This is a genomic window from Pantoea sp. X-Soil-MYKO-1289 (assembly GCF_059730625.1).
In genome coordinates this window covers 424,709-446,196 of sequence record NZ_AP036005.1, presented here as the reverse complement: position 1 = coordinate 446,196, position 21,488 = coordinate 424,709, and the positions used below count along the sequence as shown (strand labels likewise).

The 21,488-nt window shown below is 60.5% G+C and carries 19 protein-coding genes and 1 pseudogene; 14 read left to right on the top strand and 6 right to left on the bottom strand.

The window, feature by feature from the left end; translation table 11 throughout:
• Window positions 1–44: 44 nt before the first annotated feature.
• Window positions 45–1,253 (bottom strand): zinc-dependent alcohol dehydrogenase, encoded by a 1,209-nt coding sequence (locus AC6I7Z_RS21435; RefSeq protein WP_497815808.1) that lies wholly within the window; start codon window positions 1,251–1,253, stop codon window positions 45–47.
• A 343-nt stretch (window positions 1,254–1,596) separates the two neighbouring features.
• Here AC6I7Z_RS21435 and fdhF point away from each other — a divergent pair, with 343 nt between their 5' ends.
• From fdhF to AC6I7Z_RS21415, 4 genes are read left to right on the top strand one after another with little or no spacing between them, the layout of a single operon-like run.
• On the top strand, window positions 1,597–4,569 hold the full coding sequence (gene fdhF, locus AC6I7Z_RS21430; RefSeq protein ID WP_497815807.1) for a formate dehydrogenase subunit alpha: 2,973 nt from the start codon (window positions 1,597–1,599) through the stop codon (window positions 4,567–4,569).
• Window positions 4,569–5,057: a DUF1641 domain-containing protein gene (locus AC6I7Z_RS21425; protein WP_497815806.1), complete on the top strand. Its 489-nt coding sequence runs from the start codon at window positions 4,569–4,571 to the stop codon at window positions 5,055–5,057. Before fdhF ends, AC6I7Z_RS21425 begins: the two co-directional genes overlap by 1 nt.
• Window positions 5,050–6,417, top strand: coding sequence for a cytochrome ubiquinol oxidase subunit I (locus tag AC6I7Z_RS21420; RefSeq protein ID WP_497815805.1), 1,368 nt, complete (start codon window positions 5,050–5,052; stop codon window positions 6,415–6,417). The genes AC6I7Z_RS21425 and AC6I7Z_RS21420 overlap by 8 nt, the downstream gene beginning before the upstream one ends.
• The gene (locus AC6I7Z_RS21415; RefSeq protein WP_497815804.1) at window positions 6,414–7,358 is read left to right on the top strand and encodes a cytochrome d ubiquinol oxidase subunit II; all 945 of its coding nucleotides are present in this window, start codon (window positions 6,414–6,416) and stop codon (window positions 7,356–7,358) included. Before AC6I7Z_RS21420 ends, AC6I7Z_RS21415 begins: the two co-directional genes overlap by 4 nt.
• Here the strand turns inward: AC6I7Z_RS21415 and clcA are convergent.
• Together clcA and AC6I7Z_RS21405 are read right to left on the bottom strand one after the other, a co-directional pair.
• Complete coding sequence (gene clcA / locus AC6I7Z_RS21410) at window positions 7,355–8,755, bottom strand: H(+)/Cl(-) exchange transporter ClcA (RefSeq protein ID WP_497815803.1); 1,401 nt, start codon at window positions 8,753–8,755, stop codon at window positions 7,355–7,357. The genes AC6I7Z_RS21415 and clcA overlap by 4 nt on opposite strands.
• 84 nt (window positions 8,756–8,839) lie before the next feature.
• Window positions 8,840–9,516 (bottom strand): annotated as a pseudogene (locus tag AC6I7Z_RS21405) (SOS response-associated peptidase family protein).
• A gap of 166 nt (window positions 9,517–9,682) precedes the next feature.
• Between AC6I7Z_RS21405 and AC6I7Z_RS21400 the strand changes: the two are divergent.
• From AC6I7Z_RS21400 to AC6I7Z_RS21390, 3 genes are all read left to right on the top strand, one after another.
• The gene (locus AC6I7Z_RS21400) at window positions 9,683–10,369 is read left to right on the top strand and encodes a hypothetical protein (RefSeq protein WP_497815802.1); all 687 of its coding nucleotides are present in this window, start codon (window positions 9,683–9,685) and stop codon (window positions 10,367–10,369) included.
• A 318-nt stretch (window positions 10,370–10,687) separates the two neighbouring features.
• Entirely contained in the window at window positions 10,688–10,861 is a 174-nt protein-coding gene (locus tag AC6I7Z_RS21395; protein WP_497815801.1) for a hypothetical protein, read from the top strand.
• Between the two features lie 30 nt (window positions 10,862–10,891).
• Window positions 10,892–11,239 carry a hypothetical protein gene (locus tag AC6I7Z_RS21390; protein WP_497815800.1) on the top strand — a complete coding sequence of 116 codons (348 nt, stop codon included), beginning with the start codon at window positions 10,892–10,894 and terminating at the stop codon, window positions 11,237–11,239.
• A 38-nt stretch (window positions 11,240–11,277) separates the two neighbouring features.
• Here AC6I7Z_RS21390 and AC6I7Z_RS21385 read toward each other — a convergent pair whose 3' ends face one another.
• Entirely contained in the window at window positions 11,278–12,471 is a 1,194-nt protein-coding gene (locus AC6I7Z_RS21385; RefSeq protein WP_497815799.1) for a zinc-dependent alcohol dehydrogenase, read from the bottom strand.
• A gap of 287 nt (window positions 12,472–12,758) precedes the next feature.
• Between AC6I7Z_RS21385 and AC6I7Z_RS21380 the strand changes: the two genes are divergently transcribed.
• A complete protein-coding gene (locus AC6I7Z_RS21380; protein WP_033749107.1) occupies window positions 12,759–13,466 on the top strand; it encodes a phage antirepressor KilAC domain-containing protein in 708 nt (235 codons plus the stop codon).
• A 67-nt stretch (window positions 13,467–13,533) separates the two neighbouring features.
• Here the strand turns inward: AC6I7Z_RS21380 and AC6I7Z_RS21375 are convergent, their stop codons facing one another.
• Both AC6I7Z_RS21375 and AC6I7Z_RS21370 read right to left on the bottom strand, forming a co-directional pair.
• The gene (locus AC6I7Z_RS21375; protein ID WP_497815798.1) at window positions 13,534–13,818 is read right to left on the bottom strand and encodes a DUF1330 domain-containing protein; all 285 of its coding nucleotides are present in this window, start codon (window positions 13,816–13,818) and stop codon (window positions 13,534–13,536) included.
• Between the two features lie 3 nt (window positions 13,819–13,821).
• Window positions 13,822–14,499 carry a GntR family transcriptional regulator gene (locus AC6I7Z_RS21370; protein WP_286868047.1) on the bottom strand — a complete coding sequence of 226 codons (678 nt, stop codon included), beginning with the start codon at window positions 14,497–14,499 and terminating at the stop codon, window positions 13,822–13,824.
• 456 nt (window positions 14,500–14,955) lie between these two features.
• Here AC6I7Z_RS21370 and AC6I7Z_RS21365 point away from each other — a divergent pair, with 456 nt between their 5' ends.
• The 6 genes from AC6I7Z_RS21365 (at window position 14,956) to AC6I7Z_RS21340 (ending at window position 21,416) form a co-directional block, all read left to right on the top strand.
• Complete coding sequence (locus AC6I7Z_RS21365) at window positions 14,956–15,558, top strand: amino acid synthesis family protein (protein WP_497815797.1); 603 nt, start codon at window positions 14,956–14,958, stop codon at window positions 15,556–15,558.
• Entirely contained in the window at window positions 15,530–16,375 is an 846-nt protein-coding gene (locus AC6I7Z_RS21360; RefSeq protein WP_497815796.1) for an alpha/beta fold hydrolase, read from the top strand. The genes AC6I7Z_RS21365 and AC6I7Z_RS21360 overlap by 29 nt, the downstream gene beginning before the upstream one ends.
• On the top strand, window positions 16,362–17,282 hold the full coding sequence (locus AC6I7Z_RS21355) for a flavin reductase family protein (RefSeq protein WP_497815795.1): 921 nt from the start codon (window positions 16,362–16,364) through the stop codon (window positions 17,280–17,282). The genes AC6I7Z_RS21360 and AC6I7Z_RS21355 overlap by 14 nt, the downstream gene beginning before the upstream one ends.
• A 20-nt stretch (window positions 17,283–17,302) precedes the next feature.
• On the top strand, window positions 17,303–18,340 hold the full coding sequence (locus AC6I7Z_RS21350; RefSeq protein ID WP_497815794.1) for an LLM class flavin-dependent oxidoreductase: 1,038 nt from the start codon (window positions 17,303–17,305) through the stop codon (window positions 18,338–18,340).
• Window positions 18,341–18,351: 11 nt separating this feature from the next.
• Entirely contained in the window at window positions 18,352–19,818 is a 1,467-nt protein-coding gene (locus AC6I7Z_RS21345; RefSeq protein ID WP_497815793.1) for an aldehyde dehydrogenase, read from the top strand.
• Between the two features lie 209 nt (window positions 19,819–20,027).
• On the top strand, window positions 20,028–21,416 hold the full coding sequence (locus AC6I7Z_RS21340; RefSeq protein ID WP_286868037.1) for a purine-cytosine permease family protein: 1,389 nt from the start codon (window positions 20,028–20,030) through the stop codon (window positions 21,414–21,416).
• Window positions 21,417–21,488: the final 72 nt, after the last annotated feature.

The window sequence follows — 21,488 nt, the reverse complement described above, 5'->3', positions numbered from 1 at the left end:
CCTTGTCAGAGCGTGAATACAGCAAAAAGTGATCCATTAGCCGCTCAGGTCTCCAGCTCCACCTTAATCCAGCCCGGCTGACGTTTATCGAACGCCTCATAAGCCTTAATCACATCCTCAATCGGCTCGACTCTGGTCAGCACTTTGGCAGGATCGATAACGCCGCTGCGCGTCAGCTCCAGCAAATAAGGGATGTGGGTATGGTGGTTGCAGTTGCCCATTTTGAGGGTCAGGTTCTTGTTCATCGCTTTGCCGACAGGGAAGATCTCCGCTGCGGGAGGATAAACGCCAATGATGCTGATGCGGCCTGCTTTTTTCACCCCCGCGATCGCCCATTCCAGCGCCTGGGTCGGCGCATCGCCCGGCACCCAGTTACCATGCTGCGGATGAGTTTCAGGCGCCACCTGAGCCACCTCTTCGCTGAATTTCTCCGCTTTCTCTTCGGCCTCCTCGCTGGCCGGGCCGTGATGAGCGTGCTGACTGTCAACGCCTACCGCGTCGATGGCGCAGTCGGCGCCGGTGCCGCCGGTCAGCATTTTGATCGCCTCCACCGGATCTTCGCGTTCAAAGTTAACCGGGAACGCGCCCTGCTGTCGCGCCATCGCCAGTCGATCCTCGTGACAGTCCACCGCAATCACCCGCGCCGCGCCCATCAGCAGGGCGCTGGCGATGGCGAACTGCCCGACCGGCCCGCAGCCGAACACCACCACGATATCGCCGCGGGTGATATCGGCCAGCTCGGCGCCGAACCAGGCGGTGGGAAAGATATCGCTGATCAGGATGGCCTGATCGTCGGTCACGCCGTCAGGAATTTTTACCAGCGTATTGGCGGCGTAAGGAATGCGGGCTTTCTCCGCCTGCAAACCATTTACCGGGCCGGTAGCTTTGGGGCCGCCGAAAAAGCAGGTGCCCGCCTCAGGGCCGTTGGGATTCGCATTGTCGCACTGTGCGGTATGTCCGGCGCGACAGGGCGGACAAACGCCGCAGGAGACGGTGGAGCAGACCACCACGCGATCGCCCGGACTAAAGTTGCGCACCTCGTCGCCAACCTGTTCAACGATGCCGACCGCCTCATGGCCGAGAATGGTGCCGGGCTGCATATCGCTAAAGGTGCCGCGAATAAAATGCAGATCCGTGCCGCAGATCGCCGAAGCGGTAATACGAATGACGGCATCGCCCGGTTGTTCGATTTGCGGATCGGGAACGTTATCCAGCTGGATATTTCCCACGCCGTGCCAGACTAGTGCCTTCATTATTCACCTCTGTCGCATAGATGTCGTTTGCTGGAAAAAAGCCAGACTAAAAAGTATAGAAAGCGTCAGAAATCCTGCGCGACAGATAAATAAGCGCGACGGTTAGCAATGTTTAACACTTTTTGGGATCTCTCGCATAAATAAATTCAATTTGCTGAAATAATTCGCTTTTTACCGTCGAGCCTCAGATTAAATCCGGCTGTTTTCACCAGACTGTGGTTAATAAACGAAGCCGTTCAATGGCAGGCAATTTAATAGTCGCTAAGCTGAAGACATAACTTTACATAACAAACATAAAGCACGCTGGCAGATGCCAATTGCAATGTCGAGAACGAGGCGTTAAATGTCAGAGAAAACCTGTACCATTATTTATAATGGCGAACCCCTGGTGGGCGCCGTTAATCAGCCCTTGATCGACTTTCTCACCGAGCAGGGAAAAAAATTGCCTCACGTCTGTTACCACCCGGCATTACAGCCGCTGGAGAGCTGCGATGTCTGCTGGGTGGAAGCCAACGGGGAAAAGGTGCGCGGCTGTACGCTGCGCACCTTCCAGGGGCTGGAAATCAACAGCGAAGGGGAGTGGCCGCGCGCCGCGCAGCAGGAAGGGATGGATCGCATCCTGAATCGCCACGAGCTTTACTGCACGGTCTGCGAGCACAATACCGGCGACTGTACGCTGCATAACACCGTCGCGGATATGCATATCCCTATTCAGTATTATCCCTACCAGCGCAAGCCCACCAGCAAGGATCATTCGAACCCCTTTTACACCTACGATCCCGACCAGTGCATTCTCTGCGGACGCTGCGTCGAGGCGTGCCAGAACGTCGAGGTGAATGAGACGCTGAGCATCGATTACACCCAGGAGCATCCGCGCGTACTGTGGGACGGCGGCACGCAGATCGCCGGATCGAGCTGCGTCAGCTGCGGCCACTGCGTAACGGTCTGTCCCTGCAACGCGCTGCTGGAGAAGACCATGCAGCCCGACGCGGGGCCGTTCACCGCGATGGATGAAGGACTGAAACGTCCGATGATCGACTTCGTTAAATCGCTGGAGAACAGCATCGGCATGGAGCCGATCACCGGCATCTCGCTGATCGACGACGCGCTGCGTCAGGCGGAAATCAAGCGCACCAAATCGGTCTGCACCTACTGCGGCGTGGGTTGCAGCTTTGAAATCTGGACGCGCGATCGCCATATCCTGAAGGTGCAGCCGGTCGCGGATGCGCCCGCCAACGGCATTTCCACCTGCGTAAAAGGCAAATTCGGCTGGGACTTCGTTAACAGCCCACAGCGCCTGACCACGCCGCTGATCCGCGAAAACGGCCGCTTCCGTCCAGCCAGCTGGGACGAAGCGCTGGATCGCGTGGCGCAGGGGCTGCGCGACGTGGCGCGTCAGTATGGCGGCGACGCTATCGGCTTTATCGGCTCCAGTAAGGCCAGCAACGAAGAGGCCTACCTGACCCAGAAAATCGCCCGCCTGATTTTCGGCACCAATAACGTCGATAACTCGTCGCGCTACTGCCAGAACCCGGCGACCGAAGGACTCTTCCGCACCGTGGGTTACGGCGGCGACGCGGGCACTATTCGCGACCTGCAAAAAACCGATCTGATAATCACCGTCGGCAGCAACCTGGCGGAGAACCATCCGGTTATCGCCTCGCACATCAAGCAGAGCCACAAGCATCGCGGGCAGAAGCTGCTGGTGGTGGATCCGCGCAAACATGAGATGGCCGAGCGCGCCGACCAGTTCCTGCGCATCAAGCCGGGCACCGATATGGTGTGGGCCTCGGCGATGGCGAAATATATGTTCGATCACGGCTATGCCGACGAGGCATTCCTGGCGCAGCGCGTCAATCAGGTCGAGGAGTATCGCGCCTCGCTGGCGCCTTTTACCCTGGCGTTCGCCAGCGAAGTCACCGGCCTGAGCGTGGAAGAGCTTACCACCGCGGCGGAGATGATCGGCCAGGCGGGCAGCGTTTGCCTGCTGTGGGCGATGGGCATTACCCAGCACAGCCACGGCGCGGACACCAGCACGGCGCTGTCGAATCTGCTGCTGGTGACCGGCAACTACGGGCGACCAGGCACCGGCGGCTATCCGATGCGCGGCCACAACAACGTGCAGGGCGCGAGTGATTTCGGCTGCCTCAGCAACGTCTATCCCGGTTATGAAAAAGTCTCTGATCCCTTGATACGCGAAAAATGGGCGCGCGCCTGGGGCGTCAACCCGGAGGCGCTTTCCGACCAGCCCGGCGCGGACAATTTTATGATGGTGCAGCACGCGCACGAAGGGAAACTGCGCGCCATGTATATCACCGGCGAAGAGACCGCTTTCTCCGACGCGGATTCCACCAACGTGCATGAAGCCTTCAGCCGCCTCGATTTTATGGTGGTGCAGGATATTTTTATGAGCCGCACCGCCGAGTTCGCCGACGTGGTGCTGCCCGGCTCGCCGAGCGTGGAAAAAGAGGGCACCTTCGTCAACACCGAGCGCCGCATCCAGCACTTCTCGCCGGCGATGGCGCCGCTGGGCGACAGCCGGCCCGACTGGCGCATCTTTACCGATCTGGCCGCGCGTCTCGGCCATCACTGGAACTACCCTAATCCTGGGGCGATTATGGCGGAAGCGGCCAGCATCGCGGAGATCTTCGCCGGCGTCAGCTATGAGCGGCTGGCAGGCTGGCAGTCGCAGATCTGGCCGGTCACGCCGGACGGCGAGAGCACGCCGCTGCTCTATACCGATAAATTCAAGTTCCCGGACGGCAAGGCGCGACTCTATCCGCTGAGCTGGCAGCCGCCGATGGAAGAGGCGGACGCGGAATACGATCTGATGCTGGATAACGGCCGCATGCTGGAGCATTTTCAGTCCACTAACCAGACCGGCCAGGGCGGCCGCATGATGTCGCTCTCGCCTAACTGGTTTGTGGAGATCTCGCCGCAGCTGGCGCAGGCGCGCGGTCTGCAAGAGGGCGAGTGGGTCGCGCTCACATCGCGCCGCGGCACCTTAGAAGTGCCGGTGGTGGTGACCGATCGCGTGGCGGGCAACGTACTCTTTATCCCGATCCATCATGGCAAGCCGGGCGTCAACGGCCTGACGGGCGAGCATCACGACCCTGACGTCAATACCCCGGCCTATAAAGAGCTTGCCGTCAGCATGACGAAACTGACGCGGACGCCGCAGCCGAACCCCATCCCCCGCCATAATTTCCGCCACGGCCAGCGCACGCCGCTGGATCATCTGCCCATTGAGCAGAAATGGCAGCAGGAAGGCTACGTTGAGCCGCCTGAACACGTTGAACACCCGGAGAAATTCTAATGGCTGAACGCCTTTCCTATACCGTGCCGCCGACGCGCACCGAGAAAACCGCGCAGGAAGCGATGGATGAACTGGTGGAAAACCTGCATGAGCACGGTTTTCTGCGGCTGGCGAACGACGCCATCAAAGCCAATAACGATATCGGCAAAATTCTGGTTGCCGGCCTGAACCGACCAGGCACGCAGAGCGCGCTGCAGAATATATCGCTGATCCTGATGACGCTGAGCACCATTCCGCCGGAGCGGCTCAACCATATTTTGCTGGCATTGCGCGACGCGGCGATGGCGATGAAGCCCGCCAGCGACGCCACGCAGCAGGAGGCCAACGCCGCGCCGGGGATCCGCGGCGTGCTGCATCTGCTGAACGACGAAAAGCTATGGCAGGGATTGCGGCCACTGTTCGCCGCGCTGGAGGCGTTTTCCGCAGGCATGCAGCGCGAGGAGGAGAAGCCGATCACCCGCTATAGCGGAAAGCCGAGCAATGAGTGACGCGGAATGGGTGCTGCTGCTGTCGCGAGGACAGTTCGCGCTCACCATGGGGATGCACATTACGCTGGCCGCGCTGACGCTTGGTCTGGCGCCTTTTTTGCTCTGGTTCGAAGCGCGCTGGCTGTGGGGAAAGCAGCCGGGCGCGCGCGAGGCGCTGCACTTCTGGCTAAAGGTCTTTGCGCTGACGGTGGCGATCGGCGCGGTGTCTGGCGTAGTCATGGAGGTGCAGTTCGGCACGCACTGGGCCGGGCTATCGCAAAAGGTGGGCGGCGTTATTGGTCCGCTGCTGTTCTACGAAGTGCTGGTGGCCTTTTTTCTCGAATCGGGGCTGACCGGCGTCATGCTGTTCGGCATGGGCAAAATCAAGCCGGGCCTGCACTTTATCGTCACCTGTTTTGTCACGCTCGGCGCGCTGCTGAGCGCCTTCTGGATCCTGGCCGCCAACTCCTGGCTACAGACGCCGACCGGCTTTACGCGCGACGAGAGCGGGCGCTTCCTGCCGGAGAGCTGGGCGATGGTGCTCTCGGCGCCCAGCTTTCCCTTTCGCTTTAGCCATATGCTGCTGGCCTCGCTGATCGCCGTGGCCTTTATGATCGCGGGCGTAGCGGCGCGCCGTCTGCTGCTTAACGTTCAGGAGCAGGCGGCGCGACGCATGCTGACGGCCGCGCTCACCTTTACGCTGGTGGCGGTGCCGCTTCAGGTAGTGGTCGGCGATCTGCATGGAGAGAATACGCTGGCGCATCAGCCCGCCAAGCTGGCGGCGATAGAAGGCAGCTGGCATCCGCCTGCGGCGAATCAGGGCGAGCCGCTGCGGCTGTTCGCCTGGCCCGATCGGCAGGCGCAGCGTAACCGGCTGGAGGTGGCGATCCCCGATGTCGCCTCGCTCTATTTGCGCCATAACCTCACCGGCCATATTAAAAGCCTGAGCGAGTTCGATGCGCAAAGCCTGCCGCCGGTCGCGCCGGTTTTTTTCGCCTTTCGCCTGATGGTGGGGCTGGGCGTGGTGATGCTGATCGCCAGCCTGGTGGCGAACGTGCAGCACTGGCGCGGACGGCTGATTACCTCGCGCCGCCTGCTGCGCATGCTGGTATGGCTCTCGCCGACGGGCTTTATCGCCATGCTGTCAGGCTGGCTGGTGACGGAAATCGGCCGCCAGCCCTGGACGGTCTACGGCATGCTGCGCACTGCTGACAGCATTTCCGCGCTGTCGCTCTCAACCACCGTGGCGATACTCGCCGCCATAGTGGTGATTTACGGCCTGAGTTTTGCGTTAGGGCTGCGCTATCTGCTGCGGCTGGTCTCCTCGCCGCTGCAGCGCAAAGGTGACGTTGTCACTCAAGAGATCAGGACAGCGCCATGACGCTCGCCGACTTCGCGGCGCTGGCGCTGCTGCTCTCGATGCTGATCTATGTGCTGCTTGACGGCACCGATCTCGGCGTCGGCATGCTTTTTCCCTGCTTCCGCGAGGAGTCGCAGCGCAGGCGGATGGTGAACAGCATTCTGCCTGTCTGGGATGCCAACGAAACCTGGCTGGTGCTGCTGGCGGGCGGCATGTTCGCGCTGTTCCCGGCGGTATACAGCTTTTTGTTCAATGCGCTCTGCGGCCCGGTCTTCGCCATGGTGCTGGCGCTGTTTCTGCGCGGGCTGGCGCTGGAGTATCGCGCGCAGGCGCAGGAAGCCTTTCGCCACTGGCTGGATCGACTGATGTGCGCCAGCTCGGCGCTGGCAGCCTTTCTTCAGGGCTGGTGCGCAGGCGTGGTCTTTAGCGCGGAGCCGCAGCGCGGCCTGGAGATCGGCTTCTCTCTGACGCCGCTGCTGTGCGGGCTGGGGCTGATGGTGATCTATCTGCTGCTTGGCTGCTGCTGGATCCGCTGGCGCATCGGCGAGGATGTCGAAGATCGCGCCAGCGCGCTGGCCTGGCTGTGCTGGGTGCTGTCGCTGGTGCTGTTTTTGTCGGTGCTGCTGCTTAACCGCGATATCTGGATGACCGCCTGGCAGCGCTGGCCGGGCAAAATCGCCGCCGCGCTGATTTTACTTTGCTGGCTGGCCCAGCTGCTGGCGCTGTGGCGCGGACGGGCGACCTGGCAACTGGCGCTGACGCTTGGGCTGATTACGGCAGTGTTTGCCGGCGTTGCCTGCGGTTTTTACCCCTGGCTAATCCCCTGGCAGCAGGATCTGCACCGCAGCGCGGCGCCGGCGGCGACGCAACGCTTTGTGCTGATCGGCGCCGCCATCGTGATGCCGCTGACGCTGCTCTATCACAGCTGGGCATTCTGGGTATTCCGCGGCAAAGTGCGCTAGGCCTTGCCGCTCTCGGTTTGCTGCTGACGCGCCAGGGTGCGCGCCAGAAGAGAAGAGTAGAGCGGCTTGCCGCCGAGGAACTGCGCCAGCAGCGTCGCGCCCAGCCCGGTGACGATCATCGGCAGGATCAGCTGATAGTTATCGGTCATCTCCAGCACCAGCACGATGCCGGTCAGCGGCGCGCGCACCGAAGCGGCCAGCAGCGCGCCCATGCCGGCGATGGCGAAGGTGGCGGGCTGCAAATGGTAGAGCGGGAAAAGATCCGCCATCAGCACGCCGAAGGCGGTGCCCAGCACGGTGCCCAGCGCCAGCATCGGCGCGAAAATGCCGCCTGGCGCGCCAGAGCTGAAGCAGAGCAGCGTGGTGAACAACCGCACCGCAAAGATCACCAGCAGCACGCCGAAGGTATAGTGGCCGCTGGTCGCCTGCGGGATCAGCTCGAACCCACCGCCTACCCCCGGCGCGAACCACAGCGCCAGCAGACCGCAGCCGCCGCCGAGCGCGCCGCCGGTGGCGACCGCGCGCCAGATCCGCCCGGCATAGAGGCGGGCGAAGGCGTCCTGACAGAGAAAAATCAACCGGTTAAGCAGCACGCCCACCATACCGAACAGCATACCCAGCACCAGATAGAGCCACAGCGTCTCTACCGGCGCATCCGCCAGTTTGCCGACGGAGATCACCGGATGCGCGCCGTTGATCAGGCGAAAGACAATGCTCGCCATAATGACGCCGGTAAAGACCGCCTTGATAGAGATAAGGTTGTAGCGAAACTGCGGCCGCATCTCTTCGATAATGAACAGTATGCCCGCCAGCGGCGCGTTAAAGGCGGCCGCCAGCCCGGCCGCCGCGCCGGTCGCCAGCAGCGAGTGGCGCGCTTCGTCGCTGCGGATACGCAGCAGATCGAGCACCATACGGCCGATATTGCCGCCAAGCTGTACCGTCGGCCCTTCGCGACCGAGCACCATGCCCGCGCCCAGCGTGCCCATACCGCCGAAAAACTTCACCGGAATAACGCGCCACCAGCGTACGGGACGCAGCTCTTCCAGCGCGCCTTCGATTTCAGGGATGCCGGAGCCTGCGGCTTCCGGCGCAAAGCGGCGCACAAGAAAATAGCCCGCCATCGCCAGCAGCGCGGAGAGCATAAACGCCAGCGCGTAGAGCTTCCAGCCGCTGAGCAGCGTCGGATCGGCCAGCGATAGACGCCAGTGCTGTACCCAGCGGACCGCGCTGGCGAACGCGCTGCCGACCAGCCCGACGATGACGCCGACCAGCGCGGCGGAGATAAGCACCGCGACAGGGGTTTTATCGCGGTTAAGCAATGCCCGGAACATGCGATTGCGCGCCGGGATCGACTGAGGAACGTTAACTGAGGAGTGCGTTTCGTTATTCACTGTCATTCACAACTGCGGAAAAGGAGAGCTGAAGTGTACTGCAATCGCCATTTTCCGTCCTGCATTGAGATCATTTGATCCCTAACGCGGCTACTCCGCGTCGACCCTCTCCTCAATCATCTCTTCGCCCTGATGATGGATATTGCCGACCTTCTTCGTCACCGGATGCCAGCGAAACGCCGTCTCTGGCAGCGCCGCCTGCTCGGCGATTTTTTGCGCCCGTTCAGGCGAGGTTTCCGCGCTGAGCCACTCCTCGACCGCGTCGGCGCGCAGCACCAGCGGACGACGATCGTGAATATCCACCATGCCTTTGTTGCTGGCCGCGGTCACGATAACAAATCCCTCATGCCCGTGCTCTTGATCAAAGGGCGCCTTGCCGATGGCGGCGAAAAACAGCGGCTCGCGCTGCTGCTGGTAGATAAAAAGGGCTGCTTGCGGCTACCCTCTTTTTTCCATTCGAACCAGCCGTCGGCGGGCACCACGGCGCGGCCATGATGCCACAGCGGCTTGAACATCCGTCCGGTGGGCGCGGTTTCGCTGCGCGCGTTAATCAGCGGCTGCTTATGCCACCACTCGGGGCCATAGCCCCAGAATACCGGATCGAGATGCAGATGCTCGTCGCGCATATTGAGCAACAGCACGCGGGTGCCCGGCGCGACGTTGTAGCGCCCAATCGGCTCGGGATCGTAAATCAGCTCGTCGTCTTCGATGCCGAGCGCGTCAAAATAGTCGTTCCGGCTGCGATACTGCGCAAAGCGTCCACACATAAACGTTACCTCCGCTGTAAGCATAGTCTGCCAGGCGGCGTGATGAATTCATTACTAAAGCTTACCGGTCTTTGTCCGTTAATAGTGTCAGATTGTCTTGCGCAGCGCTGACTTAAGAAGGCAGGCGGCGTGAGATGCATGAGGGACGTTAAAAAAGGAAAGGCCAGTGAACATTAAGACTATTGCAGCAGGCACGCTCGCTATCACGCTCCTTGCAGGATGCGCAGGCGGCAAAAAACCCACGGTAGTTAAAGGCTCAGGCGGAAGCAGCCTGGAGGTTCTGACTACTCTGGCGCAGACCGATATGAACGGCAACCATTATGCCGACGCTCACCTGCGCGTTGTTGGACCTGGCTCCACCGGCGTGGTTGCGGGCCTGACTGCGGTAGGCGCGTTGCTGGGCGGCGCCAGCATCAGCTCCGATATGTTTGATAAAAAGGGGTATCGGGGCACGACAGTAGACGCGTTGCCGGAGCCGACCAGCCGCTACTTCGCACCAAAGGCTGAAGCGAAAATCGCGCAATATTTAGATAAGAACGGCGGAAGCTATGCCTGGCAGCACGCGCTTATTATCGGCGCGTCAACCTGGTCTCTGGTCTATACGGATTTATCCTCCGCCAACAGCAATTACGATCTTTCTTACCGCGTAATCTTCTATAAGCGCCCTGAAGGCGGCACGGTGTTTAGCGCCTTTACGGTCGCAAGCTGCGAGCCTGCGGCGAAAACCGCGCCGCTGGCTGAATGGCAGGCGAATAATTATCAGAAAGTGACGCAGGAGACAGAGAAAATGATGGATGCCTGTCTGCTGGAACTTGATAATCAGCTGCCGCGACTGTTGAAAAAGGGCTCCTGACGCGCGGTTTAGGATAAAGACGCTGCGCCGTATCGGCAGCGTTTTCCAAAAGCGCTAAGGGCATAACTGGCAATCGCACACTATTAAGCATTATTTTCGTAATAGTTTACCGATGGCGATAAAGTTCAACTTTGAGTAAAGGCATAGCGCAAAAAACAAACCGACTTTACAGAAATGTTCGAAATAGAGCACCTTAGTGCTGAAGTTGCTCTTAAGCGCAGCGCCTAATCCAGCGCAAAATCTATTTACGCTCCTCTCACGCTATTACCGCAAAAACTGACTATCCTTCTATGAAATAAACGACTTTCAGGAGGGAAGATGAAGTTTTTCTATTTCGTTTCGCTTATCGCCGCTGCCGGTTATCTGCTCGCCTTTCTGCCCAAACTCCGAACCAAACGTGAACCCGTCGCCTACTGGGGATGCTGGATTTACCTGGGCGCAAACGCCATTTACTGGGCGATCTATGCGCTACGTTATTATTTCCATTTTTAACCGCAGAAATAGTCTGCCGCAGGAGAAGAGATGTCTGAAAATAAACGCGACCTGATGCCTTACTTACTTTATTACTGCCAGTCTCGCCTGCTGGTGGAAAATATCGACGGCCATGTGGTCGATATCGGCGGCGCCGAGCTGGTTGGCGGTAAGCTGCGCTGGCAGCTTGACGGCAAAGAGGCGAAAGGCACCACGGAAAATGAGGCTGAAGAGATGCTGAATGATGTCGCCCGGCACCTGAGCTTTTTATTTGTCGACGGTCAGTTCACCAGCCTGCCGGACGTGCGCGGCGAATATGGCGACCGTCTCGATAATGCGCCGTCGCGCGAAATTTCGCTGTCGGAGCTTAACGACAGCGATGAAGGTATTGTGCGTTAACCGCCGCCAGGCTGCCGTTGGCAGCCTGGACGACCGCGTTAGCTGGCGGCGCGCTGTGACGCCATGCCCGGCACCAGAATAACCTTGCGGCAATCATCCTTACGCTTTTCGAAGATCTCATAGCCGTGCGCCGCATCTTCAAGCGGCATATGGTGGGTCACAATCTCTTCCGGCGTCAGCAATCCCTGCTCGATCAGCGACAGCAGGCGCGGCAGATAGGCCTGCACGTGCGTTTGTCCCATCTTGAACGTCAGCCCTTTATCAAAGGCGTCGCCGAACATAAAGCCGTGAATAAAGCCGGCATACACGCCCGGCACGCTCACCACGCCGCCACGCCTGACGGCGGCGATGCACTGGCGCAGCGCTTTGCCGCTGCTGCCTTCCAGCTTGAGGTTGCTTAATACCGTTTCGGTCAGGCTGCCTTTCGCTTCAAAGCCAACCGCGTCGATAACCGCGTCAACGCCCCTGTTATTTTTCGTATGCTCGATAATCCACGCCGCCGGATCGTCGATATCGTCAAAGTTGATCGGCGTGACGCCGTAACGCTGACGGGCGAACGCCAGACGATAATTGTTATGATCGATCATAAAAATCTCTTCCGCGCCGACCAGACGGGCGCAGGCGGCGCTGAGCAGACCTACCGGACCCGCGCCGAAAATCGCTACGCTGGAGCCTTTATCCAGACCGGCGTTCTGCACCGCCTGCCAGGCGGTCGGCAAAATATCGGAGAGGAACAGCACCTTATCGTCCGGCAGCGTCAGCGGCACTTTAAACGGGCCGACGTTGGCTTTCGGCACCCGTACATATTCCGCCTGACCGCCAGGCACGCCGCCGTAGAGGTTGCTAAAGCCGAACAGCGCCGCCGGCGGCGTAATGTTCTTCTTGTTCAGGATAGCGCCGCGCCCGCTGTTGGTGGTTTCGCAGGCGGCATACTGATGCAGATGGCAGTAAAAGCAGTCGCCGCAGGCGATGACGAAGGGCACCACCACGCGATCGCCGACGGCGACGCTGGTCACCGCCCATCCCGCCTCGACCACTTCGCCCATAAATTCATGGCCGAATATCTCGCCATGCTCGGTACCGGGGATCTTGCCGCGATAGAGGTGCAGGTCAGAGCCGCAAATCGCCGTGGCCGTCACGCGCAAGATAATGTCATCCGGCTCCTGCAGAACAGGATCGGGAACGGTCTCAACGCGAACCCGGTGCGGGCCATGATAGGTCAGAGCTCTCATAACAACATCCTTTCCTGATGAGTGTGCCGGTCGTCATGACGCAACACGGAAATTCCACGCCGGGGGTGCGCTTGCCAAACTTTCCAGGGATGGCTGGCGTAGAAGACGGAATTGGTTTAAGCCTGGCCGCAGATAGAGGTAAAGCAAGCGCGGCGGCTGTTGCGCAATCAGGCGAGACGGCAAACGCTTAGTAAAACGCTTAAAAAAAATACTGGATATAACAACAGTATCCTGTATACTTATTCAACAGCCCAAACGGCTGCGTACGTTTGCATGAGGTGACGCTGATGATGTTCTCTACTGAAAATCTTTCTGCTCTCAACGCTTCTGTCCTGATGAGCAGCCGTGAAATCGCCCGACTGACCGGCATTACCCACGGCGAAGTAAAACGTTTGATCAAAAGCCTGGAAACCGCGCAGCGGCTTTCGCAGCCGGTGACGATCAACCTTTACGAGCATGAAGGAGAGATGCGTCAGGAGTTCTGCCTGAACAAGCGCGATTCGCTGCTAGCCGTTGCGCGCCTGTCGCCGGGGTTTACCGCCGATCTGCTCGATAAATGGCAGGAGCGTGAGAAAGTGGCGCATCTGCCCGACTTCACCAATCCCGCCGAAGCCGCGCGCGCCTGGGCGGAGCAGTTCGAGCAGCGTCGCGCCGCCGAAGAACAGCTGGCGCTTTCCGCCCCAAAGGCGGAATTTTTTGACCGCTTCGTCGAGGTGACGGACTCGCTCGGCTTTCGCCAGCTGTGCAAAATGCTGAAGGTGAAAGAGCCGGAGTTTCGCCAGTTCCTGCTGGAGCGCAATATCATGTATCGCGACAAAGGCACGCTGACGCCGCAGCATCACCATATGCAGGCGGGCTACTTCACGCTGCGCTCAGGCGTGGGAGAGAATCAGCACGCGTTTTCGCAGGCGCGCTTTACCGCTAAAGGGGTGAAGTGGGTCGCCAGCCTGTGGGCGGGCCATGTTGCTACGCAGCCCAAAGGCGTCGCCGCCTGACGCTTGCCGCATTGATGTTAAAACCGGTCGCTGACCGGTTTTTTTATGCCTGCAATTCAATGGCGCCTTATAGCCCGTCCACGATGGTGATCATCGCTTCCGCTACCTGGGCGCGCTCGGCGCGGGCGCGCTGATAGGCCTCGGAGTGATAGCAGTCAAGCGCGCTCTGATAGTCGTCGAACTCGATCAACACATGCTTCTGAAAAGCGGCGCCCTCCAGCGAGGTCGCTTCGCCGCCGCGCGCGAGGAAACGTGCCCTGTATGCCTGAAAGGCGGCGGGCGCCAGCGCCATATAGTGCTGATACTGCGTCGGATCGTGAATGGTGACGTGCGCAATCCAGTATGCGGCCATGCTTTACTCCGGTTGGGAAAGGATCTGCTTCGCCAGGCTGGCGGCTTCGGTAAGATGCTCATAAACCGCCTGTTTCGCGCGCGGCGCATCGTTCTGCTCGATCGCCTGACAGATGCGCGACATGCGCTCAAAGCCCGCGACCTCGCGCTCTGGCCAGGCAAGCGTCAGCGCGCGAAGGCGGCTGATGCGGCTGTTCATGCGCTGCACGATCTCCCAGGCGATGGTGTGATGCGCCACGCTGAACAGCGTTTCGTAAAACGCCTGCGACGCCTCGACGCGCTTGATATCGTCGTGCTCGCGCGACGCCTGCGCAATCTGCTGCAGCTGCTGGCGCAGCCGCGCCTTATCGGCCTCGCCGGCGCGCTGCGCGCAGTCATAGGCCGCTTCCTGCTCCAGCAGCAGGCGAATATTGTAAATCTGCTCGGCGATCTCCCACGTCAGCAGAGCGACGATCGGCCCTTTTTTCGGCAGGATCTCAATTAAGCCTTCCGCTTCCAGATAGCGGATCACTTCACGCACCACGCTGCGGCTGACGCCGAGTTGCTCGGTGAGCTGGCGCTCCACCAGCCGATCGCCCGCCTTGAAATAGCCAGCGATAATCGCCTGGCGCACTTTCTTCAGCGCCAGTTCGCGCAGGGTCACTGGTGCGTTTTCAATTCTCAGAGAATGGTTATCAACCATCAAATCCCTCTGTATTCAATTAGATAAATAAACCTGACGCGGGTCCGACTGCGCCGGAAGATAACTTACTATTAACACCGAACGATCGGCGCGCGCAATGCCCTCGCTGCGACAGCAGATGCGCTTTCAGGCGTTAAATTCGGCCCGCCTCACACTTTTGCATTCTGCTAAAAAATAGTGCATCGCGGCGGTTGGCGACGCGCAATACCTTGATGCGCGTGGCTTTTTCGATTTCAAATTTTACATCAGTCAGTAACGAGCGGCGAAATAACGCTGCATTATCCTTCGCGGAAATCCTGTTTCAAATCAGCTCACTAACAGCAATAACGCCCGTCAGCGCGCGTTTAAATGCCATTCCGTATGATGGTATACCATATTTTGACATGGCAATTTCCCCAATGCTATACCACTCACGAAACATTCATTTAGCATTTTGATAACTTTCAGGAGAGGACTATGCATCCCGCCATTCGTAAAACGCTGGTGACCACCGAAACGCTGTACGTCGACGGCGGAAAGGCCGCCGCTAAACCGCTGGTGATGATCGCCGCCGCCGCCGTAATTAAAAACCCCTGGGCCGATCGGGGCTACGTGGAAGATCTCGCCCCGCAGATCCGGGAGTTCGCGCCGGTGCTGGGCGAACTGCTGACCCGGCTGATCCTGAAAGAGGCGGGCAGCGGCGAAAACGTCGAAGCCTTCGGCAAAAGCGCCGTGGTTGGCCTGGACGGCGAGCTGGAACACGCCTCAGCGCTGATCCACACGCTGCACTTCGGCAACCACTACCGCAGCGCGGTGCAGAGCAAAAGCTATCTGGCGTTTAACAACACGCGCGGTCCGGCCAATACGCCGGTGCTGATCCCGATGATGCATAAAAACGACGAAGGCAGCCGCGAACACTACCTGACCATGCAATTCAATATCGGCGACGCGCCGCGCTACGACGAGATCGTCATCGCGCTTGGCGCAGCGCTGGGCGGCCGTCCGCATCACCGTATCGGCAACCGTTACTCCGACCTGAAAGAGTTAGGCCATGATGCGAAAAACCCAGCGGCTCTCTAGCAGCCAGATGCGCGTCAGCTATCTCGAAGCCGGGCAAGGCGCGCCGCTGGTGCTGATCCACGGCGTCGGGATGAACGCCGAAGCCTGGTGCCCGCAGATTGAGGCGCTGAGCGCGCGCTTCCACGTGATCGCGGTCGATATGCCGGGGCACGGCGAGAGCGACGCCTTTAGCCGACCGGTCTCGCTGCCGGACTATGTCGCCTGGCTGGCAGAGTTTCTCGACCAGCGGCCGGAGTCACGCTTCGCCGTGGCAGGGCACTCGATGGGCGCGCTGATCGCCGCCGGACTGGCGATCGACTACCCAGAACGCGTCAGCCACGCCATCGTGATGAGCGGCGTCTACCGCCGCAGCGACGCGGCGCGTCAGGCTGTGTTGCAGCGAGCCAAAGAGCTGGCGGCCGGGGATGCCCAGCTAGATTCGCCGCTGGCGCGCTGGTTCAGCGATAGCGAACGTGAAACCGCGCTGCGCGAGCGCGTCGGCGGCTGGCTGCAGCAGGTCAATCTTCAGGGGTACGCCGACGCCTATCAGGCGTTCGCCAGCGGCGACGAGGTTTACGCCGGTCGCTGGGATGAGATGCGGTGCCCGGTATTGGTGCTGACCGGCGAGCTGGACGCCAATTCGAGTCCGCAGATGGCGCGCGCCATGGCGGAAGCGGCGCCGCAAGGACAGGCGATCGTTATCGCCAACGCGCGACATATGGTGAGCCTGACGGACGCGGAGCGCGTCAGTCAGGAGATGATGACCTTCTTAACCGCGCCCGTCGCGGCGGAAAAACAGATCAACGCACTGGCAGGAGTTTCTCATGCAGACAGATAAACGCAGGCAGCTGCGCGACGCGTTCGGCGCCTTTATGACCGGCGTCACCGTGGTGACCAGCCGCGACAAAGCGGGCCAGCCGATAGGCTTTACCGCCAACTCTTTTACCTCGGTGTCGCTCGATCCGGCGCTGCTGCTGGTGAGCATCGACAAGCGCTCGGCCAACTTCGCCAACTTCACCGAGTGCGCGCACTTCGCGGTGAATATTCTGGCGGAGCAGCAGAAAGAGACGTCGAATATCTTCGCCTCGAAGGTAGAGGATCGCTTCGCGCTGGTGGAATGGCGCGCCAGCGATAACGGCACGCCGCTGCTGGAACACAGCTCCGCCTGGTTCGACTGTGCGCTGCATCAGGTAGTAGACGCGGGCGACCATGCGATCCTGATCGGCAAGGTCGAGAACTTCGACTCTCAGGCGACCGCCGGCCTGGGCTACTACCGCGGCGCCTATTTCACGCCGTACCAGAATGCGCAAACCCTGATTAATCGCCTGAGCGTCGAAGTCAGCGCGCTGATCGAATGCAACGGCCACGCCATCATGGTGCAGAAAGAGGGCGCGGCCAGCCTGCCTTCGCGCCATGTCGCCGACGGCAGCGTCAGCGAGACCCTTACTGCGCTGCTGGCCGAGCTGGGCGTCAACGCCAGCCCCGGCTTCGTCTATTCGGTTTACGAAGATCGCCAGAGCAACAAGCAGCACATCGTTTTTCTCTGCGCGCTGCCGACCGACAGCACGCCAGGGGCGCTCAGCCAGGGCGAATGGCTCGATCTGGAAAAAATTTCTGCGCTTTCCATCAAAGATTCGGCGCTGAAATCGCTGATGAATCGCTTCGTCAGAGAGAATAGCGTCGGCAATTACAGCATCTATTACGGCGATGAAATCAACGGTTCAATAAAACAATTCGCCAGCTGAAACTCGTACCGGGGTACCCTATGAAACTGTCACTCTTTATCCATATGGAACGCATCTCGCCCGATGAGCCGCAGGACAAGCTCTACCAGGAAATGATGGCGCTGTGCGAGATGGCGGATCAGGCCAATATGCACGCCATCTGGACCGGCGAACATCACGGCATGAACTTCACCATCGCGCCTAACCCGTTAATCAACCTGGCGGATCTGGCGAACCGTACCAAAAACGTGCGGCTCGGCACCGGCACGGTGATCGCGCCCTTCAACCATCCGCTGCGGCTGGCGGGCGAGGCGGCGATGACCGATATCATTACCGGCGGTCGCCTGGAGCTGGGCATCGCGCGCGGCGCGTACAGCTACGAATATGAGCGTATGATGCCGGGCCTGACCGCCTGGGATGCCGGTCAGCGCATGCGCGAGCTGGTGCCCGCGGTGAAAAAACTGTGGGAAGGGGACTATGCCCACGACGGCGAGTTCTGGCAGTTCCCGCGCTCTACCTCGTCGCCTAAGCCGAAACAGCAGCCCCATCCGCCCATCTGGATCGCCGCGCGCGATCCCAACAGCCACGAGTTCGCCGTGACCAACGGCTGCAACGTCCAGGTTACGCCGCTGCATCAGGGCGATGAAGAGATCGTGCGTCTGGCGCAGTGCTTCCACGAAACACGCCAGCGTCTCGCGCCGGAGAAGCCGCTGAAGATCATGCTGCTGCAGCATGGCTACGTGGCGGAAGACGAAGCGGACGCGCAGCAGGCGGCGGAAGAGCTTAACCGCTTCTACAACTACTTCGGCGCCTGGTTCAAAAACGAACGTCCGGTCAGTCAGGGGCTAATCCAGCCGCTGAGCGACGCCGACATCGCCGCCAATACCTACTACTCCGCCGCAGCGATGCGCAAGAACCTGGCGATCGGCAGCGCCAACGAGGTGATTACGCGCCTCAAGCACTACGAAGCGCTGGGCTATGACGAATTTGCGCTCTGGATCGACAGCGGCATGACGTTTGAACGTAAAAAAGCGTCTCTGACCCGCTTTATCAACCAGGTGATGCCCGAATTTCACTAACAGGTGCCGAGATGGAATCGTTCAAACTCTTTATCAACGGCCAGTTTGAGTCGGGCGCCGCAACGTTCGACTCGCTGAATCCCGCCACCGGTCAGCCGTGGGCGACTATCGCCGAAGCGCGCGCGGAAGAGGTCAACCGCGCCGTCGCGGCGGCGCATCAGGCTTTTAACGCGCCGGAATGGCGCGATCTGACCGCGTCAATGCGCGGCAAGCTGCTGATGCGGCTGGCGGATCTGGTCGAACAGAACGCCGACGAGCTGGCGCGGCTGGAAACGCTCGACACCGGTAAAATCATCCGTGAAACCCGGGCGCAGATCGCCTATGTCGCCGACTATTACCGCTACTACGCCGGGCTGGCCGACAAGATGGAAGGGCGCGTGCTCAGCATCGACAAGGCCGACACCGAAGCCTGGACGCGGCGCGAGCCGGTAGGCGTCGTGGCGGCGATCGTTCCCTGGAACAGCCAGCTGTTTCTCTCTGCGGTGAAAATCGGCCCGGCGCTGGCGGCGGGCTGTACGCTGGTGGTGAAGGCGGCCGAAAGCGCGCCGACGCCGCTGCTGGCCTTCGCTCGCCTGATTGCCGAGGCGGGTTTCCCGGCGGGCGTCTGCAACGTTATTACCGGCTTCGGCGAGAGCTGCGGCACGGTGCTGACCACCCATCCCGACGTGGCGCATATCGCCTTTACCGGCGGCCCGGAGACTGCGCGCCACATCGTGCGCAACAGCGCGGAGAATCTCAGCAAAACCACGCTGGAGCTGGGCGGCAAGTCGCCGTTTATCGTGTTTGACGACGCCGACCTGGAGAGCGCGGCCAATGCGCAGGTGGCGGCGATCTTTGCCGCGTCGGGGCAGAGCTGCGTCGCCGGTTCGCGCCTGCTGGTGGCGGAAAGCATCAAAGAACGCTTTCTGGCGACGCTGGTGGCGCGCGTCGAACGCATCCTCATCGGCGCGCCGCAGGAAATGGCGACGCAGTTCGGCCCGCTCTGCACCAAGCAGCAGAAAACCCGCATTCAGTCGCTGGTCGCCCGCTCGCTGGAGCAGGGGGCGAGACTGCTGACCGGCCACTACGTTATCGACCGGCCCGGCTTCTACTATCCGCCGACCATTCTCGACTGCTCTGCCGCGCCGCGGGCTGAAACCGTGGTGAACGAACTGTTCGGTCCGGTGCTGTCGGTAGTGAGCTTTCGCGACGAAGCGGAGGCCATTCGCCTCGCCAACGATACCGCCTATGGGCTGGCCGCGGGCGTCTTTACGCAGAACCTGGCGCGCGCCCATCGCGTGACGAAGGCGCTGCGCAGCGGCGTGGTCTGGATCAATACCTACCGCATGGTGTCGCCGCTGGCGCCGTTTGGCGGCTACGGCCTCTCGGGCCACGGCCGCGAAGGCGGCATGGAGGCGGCGCTGGAGTTCACCACCACCAAAACGGTGTGGCTGCGCACCAGCGATGAGCCCATCGGCGATCCCTTTATCATGCGTTAATTGCGTTTCCACACCAGGAAAAAACCTCACGGACGAGGTTACCCGCAGGCGCGCGCCGCACGGATACCGGCTTCGCGTCTGACGTAAAGGATGAATCCAGAAGCCCGATCGTTGTCGGGGCCACGACGGCCTCCGGCCGGGCTTTGCCGCAGTTCAGCTAAACAACCCTACACATCACAAAATAAAAATCCCCAGTGCGGAGGATAAAAATGTCTCAAAACAACGTGATAGAAAATAAATCGGTGGACTACGTGCCGGAAAACGAACGGCACGGCCAGGCGCGCAGCCTGTTCACTCTGTGGTTCTGCACCAATATCGCGCCGCTGGCGGTGGTGACCGGCGCCATCTCGACCCAGACTTACCATCTCAATATCCTCTCGGCGATCTCGGCGATTATCGCTGGTCATCTGTTCGGCGGGCTGTTTCTGGCGCTGACCTCGGCGCAGGGGCCGCGCGTCGGCATTCCGCAAATGGTGCAGAGCCGCGCGCAGTTCGGCCGCTACGGCTCGCTGCTGGTGATCTGCTTTACCACGGCGATCTACCTCGGCTTTTTTATCTCCAACGTGACGCTCTCCGGCAAGGTGATCAATAACGTCATCCCGGCGCTGCCGGTCCACAGCGCCACTATCCTCGGCGCGGTGGCGGCGACGCTGATCGGCATCGTCGGCTATCGCTTTATCCACCATATCAACAAGGTCGGCGCCTGGGTGATGGGCATTGCGCTGGTGGTGGGACTGATCGTAATGCTCGACCGCCCGCTACCGGTGGATTTCTGGCAGCGCGGCAGCTTCAGCCTGAACGGCTGGTTCGCCACGTTCTGCATCTGCGCGGTGTGGCAGATCAGCTTCTCGCCCTATACCTCTGACTATTCCCGCTATCTGCCCGCCAATATCGGGGTGTTCAAACCTTTTATCTGCACCTGGCTCGGCGCCTGCTGCGGCACGATTCTCGCCTTTTTGTTCGGCGTGGTGGCGGTGAATTTAGTCGGCGGCGAAGGGGATGCGATGGCGGCGGTGCGCCAGGCGACCGGCTGGCTCGGGCCGATCCTGATGGTGCTGTTCCTGCTGAATATCATCTGCCATAACTCGATGAATCTTTATGGTTCGGTGCTCTCGCTGATTACCGCCGTGCAGACCTTCCGCCCGGCCTGGCTGCCGGCGGCGCGCGTGCGCGTGATATTTTCGGCGGTGGTGCTGGTGGGCGGCGTGCTGGTGTCGCTGGCGGCATCGGCCAACTTTGTCTCTTTCTTCCTGAACCTGATTTGGGCGCTGATTGGAGTGCTGATCCCCTGGAGCGTCATCAACCTGCTCGACTTTTATGTGGTGAAGCAGCAGCGCTATGACATCCCTTCGATTTTCCGCGCCGACGGCGGTCGCTACGGGCTGGTGAACGCCAACGCGCTGCTGATCTATTTCGGCGGCGTGGTGGTGCAGATCCCGTTCGTTGAGAACGCTTTCTTTACCGGACCCTACGCGCATCTGATCCCAGGCGCCGATATCTCCTGGGTAATTAGCCTGGTGGTGACCAGCGCCGCCTATCTGCTGTTCCATAAAAAAGGCGCGTCGCTGACGGCGCCACAGCAGCAGCGCGCGCAGTAGGTTTAGCGACGCCGAAGGCGTTCCCGCTTGCTGACGGCAAAAGTGTGAGCTAGATCTTAAACCCTGGGTTTT